Here is a 15539-nt window from a genome sequence, read left to right on the forward strand (position 1 = left end):
CGCCCTCCGGCGGCCTGGTCCCTTTCCAGCGAGACCCCCCTTCTCCCAGGGCCGACTGTCGGCAAGGAGGCACGAGTTTGGACGGCGCGGCATCTCACCGAGAGCGGGCGAGCGGGACCGCTGCTGGCGCTCCCGGCCCCCAACCCGTCACGGCCCCCCAGGGGGCACCCCGCCCCCGGGTGGTGGTGGTCGGGGCGGGGTTCGGCGGGCTGTGGGCGGCCCGGGCTCTGGCCGGCAGCCCGGCCCAGGTTCTCCTCCTGGACCGGAACAACTTCCACACCTTCCTGCCCCTCTTGTACCAGGTGGCCGCCGCCGAGCTGGAGCCCGATGACATCGCCTACCCGGTCCGGGGCCTGATCCGAGGCCTGCCCAACGTGGACTTCCTCATGGCCGAGGTCCAGGGGATCGACCTGGAGCAGCGCCAGGTCCTCACCAGCCGAGGTCCCCTCCCCTACGACTACCTGATCCTGGCCGCCGGGAGTCAGACCAACTTCTTCCGGATGGAGTCGGTGGAAGCCCACGCCTTTGAGCTGAAGACCATCGGCCAGGCGGTCACCTTGCGGAGCCACATCCTCCGCCTCTTCGAGGAGGCCCAGCGGGAGCCCGACTCCGAGCGGCGCCGGGCGATGCTCACCTTTGTGGTGGTGGGCGGCGGGCCGACGGGCATCGAGTTCGCCGGAGCCCTGGCCGAGCTGATCTACGGTGTCTTGGTGAAGGATTACCCCCGGATGGACTTTAGCGAGGTCCGCATCGTCCTCTTGGAGGCCCTCGACCGGCTGCTCCCCGCGCTCCCCGAAGCCCTTCAGACCTACGCCCGCCAGCGGCTGGAGGCAAAGGGGGTGGAGGTGCGGCTGGAGGCCGCGGTGGTCCGGGCCTCGCCCAACCGGGTCTACCTGAAGGACGGCACCAGCATCCCCACCCGCACCCTGGTCTGGACCGCCGGGGTCCGGGCCCATGATCTCGTGCAGCACCTGGGGGTGGCCACCGCCCGGGGCGGCCGGGTAGTGGTGGAGCCCACCCTGCAGCTCCCCGGCCATCCCGAGGTCTTCTGCATCGGTGATCTGGCCTATCTGGAGGACGACGAGGGGAAGCCCCTCCCCCAAGTGGCGCCGGTTGCCATCCAGCAGGGGGAGCACGCCGCCCGGAACCTTCGCCGCCTGCTGGCCGGCCAGCCCCTCCTGCCCTTCCGCTACCACGACCGGGGCACCATGGTGACCATCGGCCGGAACGCCGCCGTGGCCGTAGTGGGCTCGCGGGCCATCAAGGGGTTTCCCGCCTGGCTGGCCTGGCTGGGGGTCCACCTGATCAAGCTCATCGGCTTCCGGAACCGCCTGCTCGTCCTCATCAACTGGGCGTGGAACTACATCTTCTATGACCGGGGCGTCCGGCTCATCGTGGAACGAGAGCCCCTGGGCGGGGAGGGGGAGCCCGCCGCCGACTGAGCCGGGATGGATGACAACCCCGACACGAGGCCCTGGCCGACGCAGGAGTTGGTAGGGGCGAGGCCCAACTTATCTGGGTACCAACGGGACAATCCATCAACGAGACGTTCCCCACCGGCGCTCTGGGCCCCGCGGCAGCCCGGGGCCCGGTGTGATGAGTTGTGGGAGGTGGCTTCCCGGTGCGCGTCCAGGCTCGTTGGCTCGTCCTCCTGGCTGTTCTCGCGGCCATCCCCCTCTTGGGAGCCACGGCCGCGGCCCAAGCCCCCGAACCCCGGTACGGGGGCACCTTGCGGGTGGCCATCGCCGCCGAACCCCCGGGGCTGGACCCCACCATCAGCACCTCGCAAGAGATCGCCCGCATCGTCTACGGCAACGTCCACCAGGGCCTGGTCCGCATCGACCGGGAGGGCCGGATCGTGGCCGCCCTGGCCGAGCGGTGGACCGTCTCCGACGACGGGACGGTCTACACCTTCCACCTCCGCCCCGGTGTCCGCTTCCACGATGGCAGTGAGCTGGACGCGGGGGACGTGCTGGAGATGCTCCAGCGGGCGACCGATCCCCACTCAGGCCACACCCACCCGGAGTATTACCGGGACATCACCGCCTTTGAGGCGGTGGACCCGCTGACGGTCCGGATCGAGCTGGCCCGGCCCAACGCGGAGTTCCTCTACAACCTGGCCCGGCCCGACTCGGTCATCTTCCCCGCCGGCACCGCCGCCCAGCAGGCGGCCAACCCCGTGGGGGCGGGGCCCTTCCGGGTGGTGGCGTGGCAGCGGGGGAGCCGGGTGATCCTGGCCCGTTTCGACCAGTACTACGACCCGGCCCTGCCCTACCTGGACGGGGTGGAGTTCCGCTTCATGCCCGACCCCAACACCCAGCTGGCCGCGCTCTTGGCCGGCGACATCGACGTTATCGGCTATGGCCTCACCCCGGAGAACGGGCTGATCCTCCAGAACCAGCCGGGCTTCAAGCTGGTGGAGGGCTCCTCCACCAGCGAAGTCATCCTGGCCATGAACCACAGCCGGAGCCCCTTCCACGACCGGCGGGTCCGCCAGGCCATCACCCACGCCATCAACCGGCCCTTGGTGATCGAGGCGGCCATGTTCGGCTTTGGGATCCCCATCGGCTCCCACATGACCCCGGCAGAGCCCTACTACCTGGACCTGACGGACCACACGCCCTACGATCCGGAGCGGGCCCGGGCCCTCCTGGCCGAGGCCGGCTACCCCCAGGGCTTCACCGCCACCCTCGCCCTGCCCGCCCCCTACGAGTACGCCCGTCGGGCGGGCGAGGTGGTGGCCGAGCAGCTCCGGCAGGTGGGCATCCAGCTCCGGCTGGAGATCGTCGAGTGGACCACCTGGCTGGCCCGGATCTTCAACCAGGCGGAGTATGACATGACCATCATCGGCCACGTGGAGCCGTTGGACATCGGGATCTACGGCAACCCAAACTACTACTTCCGCTACGACAGCCCCGTGGTGCAGGAGCTCCTGAACCAGGTGACGGCCACCTTCGATGAAGGGGCCCGGGCCCAACTCTACGGCCAGATCCAGCGCCAGATCGCGGACGACGCGGTCAACGTCTTCCTCTTCGCGTTGCCCTATCTGGCGGCCATGCGGGCCGATGTCCACGGCTGGTGGGTGCACCAGCCCACCGTGGCTCTGGATGTGAGCGAGGTCTTCTTCCGGTAGGGGCGGGCAGGGCGCCGCCCGCTGGACGCGCCCCCGCCCCTGCCCAGAGCGTCGCCCGGCACCTGCAGGCTCACCGGCTCACGGGGCGGTCCGGTAGGCGAAACGGGCCATCGCCCCATCCCCCTCCACCCGCTGAAGCCGCCCGTGGAGGACCAGGTACTCCAGGTGGGCCAGGGTTTCGGCCATGGCGAAGCGGGTGCGGAAGAGGTCCGGCTGGGGCCCGAAGAGCTCCAGGTTGACCGCCCAGCCCGTGGCCAAGCGCCCTGCCCGCTCGAGCACCTGCACGATCGCCTCCACCCGGGCCAGCCGCTCCCGGTGGTGCCCCTCGATCTCCCGTACCCGCCCTGCCAGGTCCTGGATGGGCTCCCGGTGGCCCGGCAGGACCCACCGGGCGGGTAGGGGGGCCACCTGCCGGAGGGAGGCCAGGTACTGGGCCAGGGGGTTCTCGGCGGCGAAGGGCCAGAGGCTGATGTTGGGCGTGATGGTGGCCAAGACCAAATCGTTCCCCAGGAGAAACCGGGCCTCCGGCTCCCAGAGAACCATCAGCCCCTCCGCGTGGCCCGGCGTCCAGAGCACCTCAAAGCGCCACCGGCCCAGGCGGAGTTCCTGCCCAGGGTCCACCGGCGTGATCTCCGGGAAGGGCGCCACCCGCTCCACCTGCTCCTGGTGGTGGGGGGCGAGGGGCGCCGCCACCTCCTTTGGCATGCCGTGGTCCTGGAAGAAGGCGCTGATCGCCTCCCCCGCCTGGGTCCCCGGTCGCCAGAAACGCTCCGCCTGGGGGATCTCCTGGCGGAGCATGAGCACGGGCGCGCCGCTCTGGGCCTGCAACCACCCCGCCGCGCCCATGTGGTCCGGGTGGTGGTGGGTGACCACGATGGCCTCCAGATCCTCAAAGCCGATGCCCAGTCGGGCCAGGGCCAGCCGCCAGCGCGCCTCCGTCTCGGGCGTGTGGAACCCCGTATCGACCACCGTCCACCCCGTCCGCCCCGGCAGGAGGTAGAGGTTGACCACCTTCAAGGGGACGGGGATGGGCATGGCCAGCTGGTAGACGCCGGGCAGAAGCTCCTGGACCGGCGGCGCCTCCACGCTCTGGGGCCTCACGGGCCGCTCCCCTCGGAGGTGCCCGCCGGGGCGGCCCGGCGCCCCTTCAGGCGGTGGGCGTGGGCCCGGCGGAACTTGGCCACCTTCGGCGCGATCACCGCCTGGCAGTAGGCTTGATGGGGATTCCGCTCAAAGTACCGGTGGTGGTACGCCTCCGCGGGGTAGAAGGCCTCGAAGGGGACCACCTGGGTGACGATAGGGGCCCCGAAGACCTCCTCCCGCTCCAGCTGGTCGATCACCTCCCGGGCCGTCGCCTCCTGCTCGGGCGTGTGGTAGAAGATGACCGACCGGTACTGGGGCCCCACGTCATTCCCCTGGCGGTCGGGGGTGGTGGGGTCATGAATGGTGAAGAAGATCTCCAGCAGATCCCGGTAGCTGATCACCCGGGCATCATAGGTGAGTTGGACCACCTCCGCGTGGCCCGTGGTGCCGGTGCAGACCTGCTCGTAGGTGGGGTTGACCACGTGGCCCCCGGAGTAGCCCGGGAGGACCTGCTCAACCCCCTCCACCTCCGAATAGACGGCCTCCAGGCACCAGAAGCACCCGCCACCGAGGGTGGCCACCTCCAGCTTCCCCGTTGCAGCCATGGACCTCAGCTCCTTTGGTATCAAGATACCCCCCGTGGGGCCTCTCGTCCATCGGGAAGGGAGGGATGGGGGCGGCGGAAAAGGAAGAGCCAGATCCCCGGCCCGGCGCCGGAAGACCTTTGGGGGAGGGACGGGCCATGACCTTCAACCGCTTTGTCGAGGCCGCCGACCGCCTGGCCTCCCAGATCCCCGAACCCTTGCTCGAAGGCTTGACGGGCGGCATCCAGGTCTCCCGGGAAGAGCGGCAGAACCCCGACGATCCCCCGGATGTGCGGATCCTGGGCGAGTACATCACCGATCCCTTCCTGGGCGCCCAGATCGTCCTCTACCACGGCTCCTTCCGCCGCCTCTTCGCCCGGGAGCCCGAGGAGGTCTGGTTGGAGGAGCTGGCCATCACCCTGCGCCACGAGCTCCGGCACCACCTGGAGACCCGGGCGGGCCTCTCCGACCTGGATCGGGAAGATATGGAGGAGCTTCAGCGGCTCTGGGACGAGTGGCTGGCCATAACCGAAGGGGCGGTGGACGAGGAGGAAGGGGGCGAGGCCGGCGATCCTGCCAAGCTGGAGCCGTGAGTCCGGGGCCAGGCCCATGATGCCGGGTCGTGGGACCGCGATCCTGGGTTCGGAGCGGTGATCTCAGAGCCTGGGCTGGGCGGCGGGGCGCCGCGCCCCAAAGGGTACGGATGTCGTATAATGGTGCCAGTCTCTTCCGGAGAAGCTGGCCTGCAAGGAGCGGTCGCGGTGACAGAACCAGGGAAGAAGCCAACCCATTTCATCCAGGAGATCATCGACGCCGACCGGGCGGCGGGGCGGTACGGCGGGCGGGTGCACACCCGCTTCCCTCCCGAGCCCAACGGCTACCTGCACATCGGTCACGCCAAGGCCATCTGGATCGACTTCAGCACCGCCGAAGCCAACGGGGGCTTGTGCAACCTCCGCTTCGACGACACCAACCCGACCACCGAAGAGGAAGAGTTCGTCGAGGCCATCAAGGAGGACGTCCGCTGGCTGGGCTTCGACTGGGGTGACCGGCTCTACTACGCCTCGGACTACTTCGAGCAGCTCTACCAGTACGCCGAGGAGCTGATCAAGCGGGGCAAGGCGTACGTCTGCGACCTGAGCCCCGAAGAGTTGCGGGCGTACCGGGGCACCCTGACCGAACCGGGCCGGGAGAGCCCCTACCGGAACCGCTCGGTGGAGGAAAACCTGGACCTCTTCCGGCGGATGCGGGCTGGCGAGTTCCCCGACGGCTCCCGCACCCTGAGGGCCAAGATCGACATGGCCTCCCCCAACCTGAACATGCGGGACCCGGTGATTTACCGGATCCAGCGGGCCCGGCACCACCGGACGGGGGACACGTGGTGCATCTACCCCATGTACGACTTCGCCCACCCGCTCTCGGACGCCATCGAGGGGATCACCCACTCCTTGTGCACCCTGGAGTTTGAAGACCACCGGCCTCTCTACAACTGGTTCCTCGAGGCCCTGGAGATCCCCGACCCGCCCCAGCAGATCGAGTTCGCCCGCCTGGAGCTGACCCACACCATCACCAGCAAGCGGAAGCTCCGCCAGCTGGTGGAGGGCGGGTACGTGCGGGGCTGGGACGACCCCCGCATGCCCACCCTGCGGGGGATGCGCCGCCGGGGGTACCCGCCCGAGGCCATCATTGACTTTTGCTCCCGGGTGGGGGTCTCCAAGACCAATGCCGTCATCAGCTTGGGCTTCTTGGAGCACGTGGTCCGGGAGCACCTCAACCGGACAGCCCAGCGGGTGATGGCGGTCCTCAACCCCCTGAAGGTGGTCATCACCAACTTCCCCGAAGACCGGGTGGAGTGGGTGGAGGTGGAGAATAACCCCGAGGACCCCGAGGCCGGAACCCGCCAGGTCCCCTTCACCCGGGAGATCTACATCGAGCGGGACGACTTCATGGAGGATCCGCCCAAGAAGTTCTTCCGCCTGGCCCCGGGCCGGGAGGTTCGCCTCAAGGGCGCCTGCTACATCACCTGCCAGGAAGTGGTGAAGGATCCGGCCACCGGCGAGGTGATCGAGCTCCGGTGCACGTGGGATCCCGAGAGCCTGGGCGGCTCCACGCCCGACGGCCGCCGGGTGAAGGGAACCCTCCACTGGGTCTCGGCCCGGCACGCGGTGCCCGCGGAGGTCCGCCTCTACGAGCCCCTCTTCCTCACCGAAGACCCGGAGGAAGGCGGCGACTTCCTGGCCAACCTGAACCCCAACTCCCTCCAGGTGCTCACCGGGTGCCTGGTGGAGCCCGGGCTGGCCGGGGCGGCGGTGGGCTCCCGGTACCAGTTCCTCCGCCACGGCTACTTCGCGGTGGACCCCGACAGCACGGAAGACCTCCTGGTCTTCAACCGGATCGTCCCCCTCAGGGATTCGTGGCAGAAGATCCAGGGCCGGGAGCGTACGTGATCCGGTAGATGAGCCCCGCGTAGTCGTCGGAGACGAGGAGGGAGCCGTCGGGCAGCTCCTCCACATCCACCGGGCGGCCCCAGGCGGTGCCGTCGGGCAGGAGCCAGCCCTCGGCAAAGACCTCCTTCCCCACCGGCTGGCCTCGCTCGTTGAAGCGGACCCGCTTCACCCGGTAGCCGATGGGTTCCGTCCGGTTCCAGGAGCCGTGCTGGGCGACGAAGGCGTCATGCCGGTACTCGTCCGGGAACATGGCTCCCCGGTAGAAGTGGATCCCCAGCGAGGCCGTGTGGGCCCCGAACTCCACCACGGGGTGGCTCACCCGGGCCACGGGGACGGGGCCGGGGAACTGGGGGCTGCGGGTGCGGCCGCCCGCGTAATAGGGGAAGCCGAAGTGGAGCCCGGGCCGGGGCGCGTGGTTCAGCTCGTCGGCGGGGATGTCGTCGCCCAGCATGTCCGCCCCGTTGTCGGTGAAGAAGAGCTCGCCCGTCGCTGGGTGCCAGTCCATCCCCACCGAGTTGCGGATCCCCCGGGCGTACACCTCAAAGCCGGTGCCGTCCCGGTTCAGCCGGGCGATGGCCCCCACAGGATCCTCGGTGGTGCAGATGTTGCAGGGCACCCCCAGCGCGACGTAGAGCCGCCCGTCGGGCCCCAGGGCCAGGTACCTCCAGCCGTGGTAGTCGTAGCGGGGCAGCCGGTCGTAGACCACCTCCGGCTCCAGGAGCCTCCCCGGCGTCCAGTCCTTGAGGTCGAAGCGGACGATCCGGTGGTTCTCCGCCACGTAGAGGAAGCCGTCGCCGTAGGCAATGCCGTTGGGCACCCGCAGGCCCTGAGCCAGGGGGAGGACCGTCTCCCCCACCCCATCCCCGTCCCGGTCCATCACCACGTGGACCGTATCCCGGCGGCTGCCAACGAAGAGGAGCGCCAGGTCGGGAGCGTAGGCCAGGGACCGGGCCCCCGGCACCCGGGCGTAGATCTGGATGGCGAAGCCCTCCGGCAGCCGGATCCGGTGCAGGTGGCTCGCCGGATCGGCCCCTTGGGCCAGGGCTGCCGCCGTCGTCAGCAAGATCACCACCCAGGCGGCCAAAAGCAGCCGCCGCCGGCCGCCCGCCGGCTGAGCCTTGGTCATGGTCCTTCTGCCCACCGCCACGCCACCTCCCAGACATTTTTGCGGTGAAACGGCAAGAGGCAGCCCCACCCTGGGTGAGGCTGCCTCTGCCTGCCGTAACGACGAGGGGAGAAACGGCTGATCATAGAATACAACATCTCCCAGCCCTTGTGTGTCGAATCGCGTCAGTTGACCCCCCGAAAAGTTCGAGAGAACCGCGCCCGCTCCCAAAGAAGCCTGCCTCCCCCGGCTCATGGCGCCGTCACCGTCCGGGCCGCCTGCTGCCGCATCCGCAGGGCGTAAAAGGCCAGCGCCCCCATCGCGACCCACGGCCCAGCCGCTCCCGCCGCCCACGCCAGGCGCCACCCCCAGCGATCGGCGACCAGACCCAGAACCCAGGGGGAGATCCCGCCTGACAGATATCCCAGAACCGTTTGCCATGCCTGGGCCCGGCCCACCCCGTCGGGAGGGGCGAGTTCCGTCACCATGATGGAGAAGATGGGCGAGTCGGCGGTGAGCGTCAGGCCCGAGACCAGCAGGAGGCCCCAGACCAGCGGCGGGGGCCACCCCCCGATCCAGCCGAGAAGGAGGGTGGTGGTGCTGCTCGCCAGCAAGAGAGCCGCCGCGGTGAGGGGGCGTCCCCAGCGGTCCGAGAGCGCGCCACCGAGGCCGGTGGTCACCGCGCCCAGCAAGGTCGTGGTGCCGGCCAGCCACCCCGCTTGGGTGACGGCCGCCCCCAAGCCCTCGCCCGCCAGCCCCTCGGCCAGGTAGGGGGTCAGCCAGGCCCGCTGCCCGTAAAGCTCCCAAGTGTGCCCGGCGTAGGCCAAGGCGGCTGCCAAGACCCCCAGGCCGGGCCGCCAGGGGGAAAGCCGCCGGGGCGGAGGTTCCAGGAGCCCTGGCGCCCGGGCCGGCTCCGGCCCAGGCCGAGCCGCGGCGGCCCGCTCCTCGCCCCCCGGCCGGGGTGGAACAAGGCTGCTTCCTCGGGCCCAGAAGAGGCCGGCCACCGGCCCCACCCAGCTGGCCACGCCCATGGCCAGGTAGCCGGCCCGCCACCCCCACCGGGCCGCCAAGACCCCCGTCACCGCCAGAGAGAGCCCCTGGGCCAGGATGGACGAGGCCACGTAGGTCCCGACGAAGCGGCCCCGGCGGGTGGACGGGACCATCCGGGCCAGGAGGTTCACCCCGGGCATGTAGACCCCGCCCAGCCCCACCCCGGCCAAGAAGCGCAGGAGCACGCCTGAGGCCAGCCCCCGGGCCAGCAGGGGGAAGGCGGTGCCTGCCAGGGCCGCCAGCCCGGCGGCCTGCCACAGGAGGTGGTGGGCGGGCTCGCCCCGGGCCTGCCGCCGGTCCAGGCCCACCAGGAAGAGGGCGCTGGAGAGGATGTACCCGGCCTGGTAGGCGGAGAAGAGGAGCCCCGCCTGAGCGTGGCTCACACCCCACTCAGCTTCGATCCAGGGCAAGACCGGGCTGAGGGCCGATTGGGTGAAGAACGCCCCCATCAGCGTGAGGCAGGCCGCCGCCAGGATCACCGGGACACCGTCCTTTGGGCAGAGGTGAGGCGGGGAACCGCCAGGCCCCCGCCATCCGACCCTCTCTCAGTCAGTATAGACTGAGAATGGTTCTTATGGGAGGGGCTGGTCCCCGTCAGCTGGCGTCCTGGGTGGGACCGAAGCCGGCAGGCTCCGGGGCGCAGCCGCCCGCCATGAGCTGGGCCAAGGTGGGGGCCTCCCGATCTACCCGGGCCGGCTCCCCGGTGGGGGCCGCGGTCGGGGAGGCGCGGAGGAGCTGGGCCAGGCCGTCGAAAGCCAGGAGCCAGGGACCGCCTTCATGGGGCCGGTGGAACGCCAAGACCGGGTTCACCCGGTAGGGCGTTTGGGGATCGGGGGCGGTGTAATACAGGGTCGCTTCCACCCGGACCCGGGCCCGCTGGTGGTCGCCGTCCACCCGCCGGCTCCCCCAGACGAAGAGGGTGCGGATCTGGGCGAAGAGGGCCTCCTGCAGCGCAGGGTCCAGCTCGTCAGCCAGGTAGCGCAGGGTGGCCCGCTCCCGGTGGTTGACCGCGGCCATCACCCACCGGGCCAGCTCCTCGGGCTCGGCCTGGTCCAGGGTGTCGGCCAGGAGGCCCGCAGCCTTAAGGACCATGAGCTGGTGGCCGTCGTCCACCCGCCAGGTGGTGTGCACCCGGCTCCCCGCGAAGTGGAGGCAGAAGTGGCCCTCGAACTGGTTGTCGAAGAGATCGCCCCAGCCGTGGGGCATGCCGTTGATGGAGCCGGCCACCGCCCGGTCCTGGATGGTGGCCACCACCGCCCGCCGCTTCCAGCTCCACTCGCCGCCGTAGATGGTTCGGAGGGTCTCGCTGTCCTCCGCCGTCAGAGGCTCCACGTCCGCGTGGGCATCGCCCCGGTGGCGCCGGACTTGGAAGGCCAAGCCCGTCTCCAGGTCCCGCACCTGCGCGGTGGCCCCCGCGGGGAACCGCCTCAGGGCCTCGTCCCAGGCGAGGGGCTCGCCGAAGAAGCTCCCATGAAGCTGCTCCGTCAAGGCCTCCAGCACCGGTGTTGCGGCAGGGCTCGACACAACCGCCCCCCGGGTGGGGTCGACGAGGCGGAAGTCCCGGGTGGCGAGGAGCTCCCGGGTCTGGCCGCCCTCCTCCCACGCCAGCCGCCAGTAAAGCTCCCGGGTGGCCGGGACCTCCCCAGACACCCCACGATCCTGGTTCCCAGAACGCTCCGCCGGCTGGCTGGCCTGGCCAAGGGCCTGGACCAGCGGCTCAATAAGGGCTGGATCGGTCACCTGGAGCTCACCGGGGTACTCCGGCCACACGAAGCCGACGGTGACCGCCTCCACCCGGGGCGCCACCGGCCCGTCCCGCTCCCCGAGGAGCCTCGTCCCCACCACGATCCCCACCCCGACCGCCGCCGCGAGGCCGGCCACCAGCACCCGCCGCCCCTGGGGGAGCCGCCGTTCCCGGGTTCCCGCCGTCCGCTCCCCTTGCGGCCCGGACCGGGCCGAGCGGCCCCGACGGCCGAACCAGGCCACCACCCGCACAGGACCACCCCCACCCTACCTACGCCGGGGCGACCGGCTGGTATGCCGCTCCCCGCCCCGGGCCGAGCGGATGAGCGCCCGGGCCGTCGCCTACACAGCCGCCGACGGGCTGGAGGCCTGGCGGGCCTTCTACACCTTCATGGCTCTGGCCGCCTACGCCGGCTGATCCGGCCCAACGGGGGCGGGCCCGGTCGACGGGCGAGGGTGCTGGCCGATGCGGCCGATCCTGGCCTACGCCCGCCGGCTCTGGGCCTCAACCTGGCCCTGGGTCTCGGCCGGCAGCCGGGGCGGGGCGTAGGCCCGCTGCCAGAGGGTCTGGTAGCGCTCCACCTCCGCCGCCCAGCGGGCGTCGTCCCAGCCCAGGCCGCTCTGGATCAGCGGCCGCAGCCGCCCCAGGAGGGGCTGGGCCCCATCCTCCACCAAGAGGCCCAGCCGGACCCGGCGGAGGAGCAGGTCGTCCAGGTGGACCACCGCCTCGTGGCTGGCCGCCCAGCGCACCTCAGCCCAGAGGTAGGGCGTCCCTGCAATGGGCCGCAGCTCCCCCTCTTGAGCCTCCGCCACCAGCTGGGCCGCTGCCGCCCCGTAGCGCCCCGCGAGCCTGCGGGCGGCCGCCGCGCCGTCCAGCCCCGGCCAACCCGGCAGGCTCGGGGGGCCCTCCGGCAGGGGGTCGAGGGCGGGCGCCTGGGGATCGGCCGGCGGCAGCTCCGGGAGCAGGGCCCGGAGCCGCTGGAGGACCTGGAGGGCCATAGCCCGGAAGGTAGTCAGCTTGCCCCCCGTCACCGTGAGGAGACCCTCCTCCAGCCAGAGAACGTGCTCCCGGGACTCCTTGGAGGGATCGGCCTTGCCGGTGCCCACCACCGGCCGGACGCCCGCGTAGCTGGCCAAGACGTCGCCGGCGGTGAGGTGGAGGCGGGGGAAGGCGGCCTGCACGGCCCGCAGGAGGTAGGCGGCCTCCCGGGGGCTGATGGCCGCTTCCCGATCCAGGTCCTCCCCGTGGTCCACGTCGGTGGTACCCACCAGGGTGACGCCCTGCCAGGGGAAGGCGTAGACGGGCCGCCCGTCGTTAGGGTGGATGAAGCTGACCGCCGCCGACAGGGGGAGCCGCCAGCCCGGGAAGATGAGGTGGCTCCCCCGCAAGGGCCGGAGCCGCGGCCGCCCGCCCACCTGCTCCCGGAGCCGGTCGGCCCATGCCCCCGTCGCGTTGACCACCGCCCGCGCGTGGACCCGGGCCACCGAGCCGCCCCTCCCCTCCCCGTCGGTACCGGCCACATCCCGCACCACTACGCCGGCCACCCGCCCGTCCCCGTCCCGGAGGAGCTCCTCCACCCGGCTGTAGTTGAGGGCGGTGCCGCCGTGGCGGGCCGCCTCCCGGATCAGCCGGAACACCAGGCGGGCGTCGTCCGTCTGAGCGTCCCGGAAGATGTAGCCCCCCTGGAGCTGGTCCTGGCTCACGTGGGGCGCGGCCAAGACGAACGCCTCCCGGCCCAGGTAGCGGTGGGCGTGGAGGCCGCCCAGGCGGTCGTAGAGTTCCAGGCCGAAACCGTAGATGAGCCGGCCGGGGTGGCTCCCCCAGTAGACGGGCAGGAGGAAGGCCAGGGGCTCCACCAGCCCCGGCGCGTCCCGCAGGAGCCGCTCCCGCTCCCGGACCGACGCCCAGGTGAGGCCCACCTGGGCCTGGGCCAGGTACCGCAGGCCCCCGTGGACCAGCTGCCCCGACCGGCTGGAGGTGCCCCAGGCGAAGCCCCGCTGCTCCAGGAGCAGGGTCCGGAGGCCCAAGCGGACCGCCTCCCGGAGCCCCCCCGCCCCCACGCCCCCCCCGCCGATGATCACCAGATCCCAGGAAGACCCATCCAGCTCCGCCCACACCTGGGCACGCGCGGCGGCCGCCACCTTGGAACCTCCTCCCTTCACCGGTCCACCAGCTTGCCGGGGTTCATGATCCCCTGGGGATCGAGGGCCGCCGCGGCCTGGCGGAGCACCTCCAGGCCCAGGGTCCCCTTCTCCGCCTCCAGATACGGCTTGTGGTCCAATCCCACCCCGTGCTGGTGGCTGATGGTCCCACCTTGCTCCACAATGGCCCGGCTGGCCGCGCCCTTCAGGGCCCGCCAGCGCTCCAGATCCCGCTCCGGATCACCCGACAGGCGGAAGACGTAGGTGACGTAGATGTTGCTCCCATCGGGGTAGAGGTGGGAGAGGTGGCTGAAGACGTGGACCCGCTCCCCCTCGGGCTTCAGGGCTTGTTCCAAGGCGGCCTCGATGGCCCTGAGGGTCTCGGGCACCGCCCGCCAGGGCGTGGCCGTCTCCAAGGTGTCGACGGCGTAACCGTTCTCCCACAGGGTGTTCCGCAGATAGGGCGTCCGAAAACGGCTCTTCTCCCACTCCCGCCCGAAGAGGCTCCCCACCAAGACGCCCCCGTGGCGGCGGATGATGGCCTTGGCCCCCCCAAAGGCCTCCCCCCCCCGCCGGCGTCGCCCGGCCGCCCCCACCAGGAGCATGCACTTGCCCGCCCCCGCCCCCCGGATCGCCAGGTACCGCTCCAAGAGACCGATGAGCCGCTCCCGGCCCGCCAGGCGGAGGGTGGTCTCCGTCTCCCGGGCGGTGCTCAGCCGGACCATCACCAGGGGGAGTCGCTCCTGGACCAAGGTGCGGGCCGCCGCGAGGGCCCCGTCGAAATCGGGGAAGAAAAAGCCGAGGAAGACCTCCCGCTCCGGTACGGGCCTCACCCGGACCACCGCCTCGGTGAGGATGCCCAGCCGCCCCTCGGAGCCCAAGACGAGCTGCCGCAGATCGGGCCCCGCGGCGCTGGCCGGGGAGGGTGGCAGGTGGAGGGTGCCGGCCGGGGCCTGCAGGCGGCCGCCGGCGAAGAGCTCCTCGATCCGCCCGTACCCCAGGGACTGCTGGCCCGAGGAGCGGGTGACCACCCAACCGCCCAAGGTGGAGTACTCAAAGGACTGGGGGTAATGGCCGAGGGTGTAGCCTGCGGCCCGGAGCTGGGCCTCCAGGTCAGGGCCCCGTACCCCGGCGCCGAAGGTGGCCAGCCGGCTGACCTCATCCAGGTAGTGGAGCTTCCAGAGACGGCTCAGATCGACGGAGAGGACGGGGGGCCCGTCGGGATCCACGGTGAGGTGGCCCACCACGCTGGTCCCGCCCCCGTAGGGGATGACCGCGGCCTTGGCCTCCTGGGCGAAGCGCAGAAGCTCCCGGACCTGGGCATCGTTCTCGGGGAAGGCCACCCCGTCGGGCACCGCCCCCACCCGGCCGCTCCGCATGGCGATCCAGTCGGGCAGGCTCTGGCCCCGGGCCCGGCGCAGGCGGGTCTCGGGATCGGAGGTGACCAGCGGGTGGTCGGGCAGCCGGGAGGGCGGCACTCGCCGCACCACCTCCTCCAGGGTGGCGTCCCGGGGCGGTTGGCCCGCCCCCACCCGCTCCACCAGGTAGGCACGAGCGCCCTCCTCCAGCGGGTAGTGCTCCGCCTCATCGCCCCAGCCATTCCAACGACGCACGGCTGCCACCTCCTGGAAGGATCAGTCTCCCGGTCTCCCCCGGTTCCCCGCCCCTCCCTCCAACCGCTGCCAAAGGCGCAGGCTGGCCGCCATGGCGGAGCGGGTCACCCGCTCAGCCCGGCCTGGATCCCGGGCCATGGCCGCGTCCAGAAGCCGCCGGTAGAAGCGCCGGGAGAAGGCCCGGCCTTTGGGCTGCTGGAAGTAGCGGGGCGCGAGGCGCTGGTAGAGGGCCTCGTAGCCGTTGAGGATCCACGTGTAGACCGGGTTCCCCGAGAGCCGGGCGAGGGTGCGGTGCAGCTCCCAGTCGAAGCGGGCGAAGGCGTGGGCCTCTGGCGGGAGCTCGGCCGCCCGGGCCAGCCGGGCGACCACCTGCTCGGGCGCGGCCCGCACGGCCGCTCGAGCGTAGGCGGGCGCCAAGGCCCGGCGGGCTTCCAGCAACCAGCCCACCAAGGGCGCGGGCAGCCGCTCCGGGTGCTCCGCCAGGGCGGCCAGCATGTGGGAGGTGCCGCTGGTCCAGTAGTCGTTCACCCGGGTGGGTCGGCCCTGTTGGATGGTGATCCACCCTTGGGCGGCCAGCCGATGGAGGGCCTCCCGCAGGGTGGGCCGGGCCACACCCAGGCTCTGGGCCAGCTCCCGCTC

12 protein-coding genes are annotated in these 15539 nt (G+C 71.5%); 4 read left to right on the plus strand and 8 right to left on the minus strand.

Annotated elements, in window-relative coordinates; all coding sequences use genetic code 11:
• The first annotated feature begins 179 nt into the window (after positions 1–179).
• On the plus strand, positions 180–1442 hold the full coding sequence (locus FWJ67_RS08375; protein ID WP_304171969.1) for an NAD(P)/FAD-dependent oxidoreductase: 1263 nt from the start codon (positions 180–182) through the stop codon (positions 1440–1442).
• Positions 1443–1621: 179 nt separating this feature from the next.
• Positions 1622–3133, plus strand: coding sequence for an ABC transporter substrate-binding protein (locus FWJ67_RS08380; protein WP_304171971.1), 1512 nt, complete (start codon positions 1622–1624; stop codon positions 3131–3133).
• A gap of 78 nt (positions 3134–3211) precedes the next feature.
• Here the strand turns inward: FWJ67_RS08380 and FWJ67_RS08385 are convergent, their stop codons facing one another.
• Together FWJ67_RS08385 and msrA are read right to left on the minus strand one after the other, a co-directional pair.
• Positions 3212–4234, minus strand: coding sequence for an MBL fold metallo-hydrolase (locus FWJ67_RS08385; protein ID WP_304171973.1), 1023 nt, complete (start codon positions 4232–4234; stop codon positions 3212–3214).
• On the minus strand, positions 4231–4821 hold the full coding sequence (gene msrA / locus FWJ67_RS08390) for a peptide-methionine (S)-S-oxide reductase MsrA (protein ID WP_304171975.1): 591 nt from the start codon (positions 4819–4821) through the stop codon (positions 4231–4233). Before msrA ends, FWJ67_RS08385 begins: the two co-directional genes overlap by 4 nt.
• 137 nt (positions 4822–4958) lie before the next feature.
• Between msrA and FWJ67_RS08395 the strand changes: the two genes are divergently transcribed.
• Positions 4959–5393: a metallopeptidase family protein gene (locus FWJ67_RS08395; protein WP_304171977.1), complete on the plus strand. Its 435-nt coding sequence runs from the start codon at positions 4959–4961 to the stop codon at positions 5391–5393.
• A gap of 120 nt (positions 5394–5513) precedes the next feature.
• Positions 5514–7247, plus strand: coding sequence for a glutamine--tRNA ligase/YqeY domain fusion protein (locus tag FWJ67_RS08400; RefSeq protein ID WP_414482261.1), 1734 nt, complete (start codon positions 5514–5516; stop codon positions 7245–7247).
• Here the strand turns inward: FWJ67_RS08400 and FWJ67_RS08405 are convergent.
• The 6 genes from FWJ67_RS08405 to FWJ67_RS08430 form a co-directional block, all read right to left on the minus strand.
• Positions 7204–8388, minus strand: a complete 1185-nt coding sequence (locus FWJ67_RS08405) for a PQQ-dependent sugar dehydrogenase (RefSeq protein WP_414482262.1) — start codon at positions 8386–8388, stop codon at positions 7204–7206. The two genes, FWJ67_RS08400 and FWJ67_RS08405, sit on opposite strands and share 44 nt — an antisense overlap.
• Positions 8389–8603: 215 nt before the next feature.
• Complete coding sequence (locus FWJ67_RS08410; protein ID WP_414482263.1) at positions 8604–9881, minus strand: MFS transporter; 1278 nt, start codon at positions 9879–9881, stop codon at positions 8604–8606.
• A gap of 115 nt (positions 9882–9996) precedes the next feature.
• On the minus strand, positions 9997–11397 hold the full coding sequence (locus tag FWJ67_RS08415) for a hypothetical protein (RefSeq protein WP_414482264.1): 1401 nt from the start codon (positions 11395–11397) through the stop codon (positions 9997–9999).
• 231 nt (positions 11398–11628) lie between these two features.
• Entirely contained in the window at positions 11629–13287 is a 1659-nt protein-coding gene (locus FWJ67_RS08420) for a glycerol-3-phosphate dehydrogenase/oxidase (RefSeq protein WP_414482697.1), read from the minus strand.
• A 17-nt stretch (positions 13288–13304) separates the two neighbouring features.
• Entirely contained in the window at positions 13305–14900 is a 1596-nt protein-coding gene (locus tag FWJ67_RS08425) for an FAD-binding oxidoreductase (RefSeq protein ID WP_414482698.1), read from the minus strand.
• 21 nt (positions 14901–14921) lie between these two features.
• The coding region (locus tag FWJ67_RS08430) for an FCD domain-containing protein (RefSeq protein ID WP_414482699.1) at positions 14922–15539 on the minus strand (618 nt) is incomplete at its 5' end.

Origin of the sequence: Limnochorda sp. (assembly GCF_047459355.1) — a bacterium.
Taxonomy (GTDB): domain Bacteria; phylum Bacillota; class Limnochordia; order Limnochordales; family Limnochordaceae; genus Limnochorda.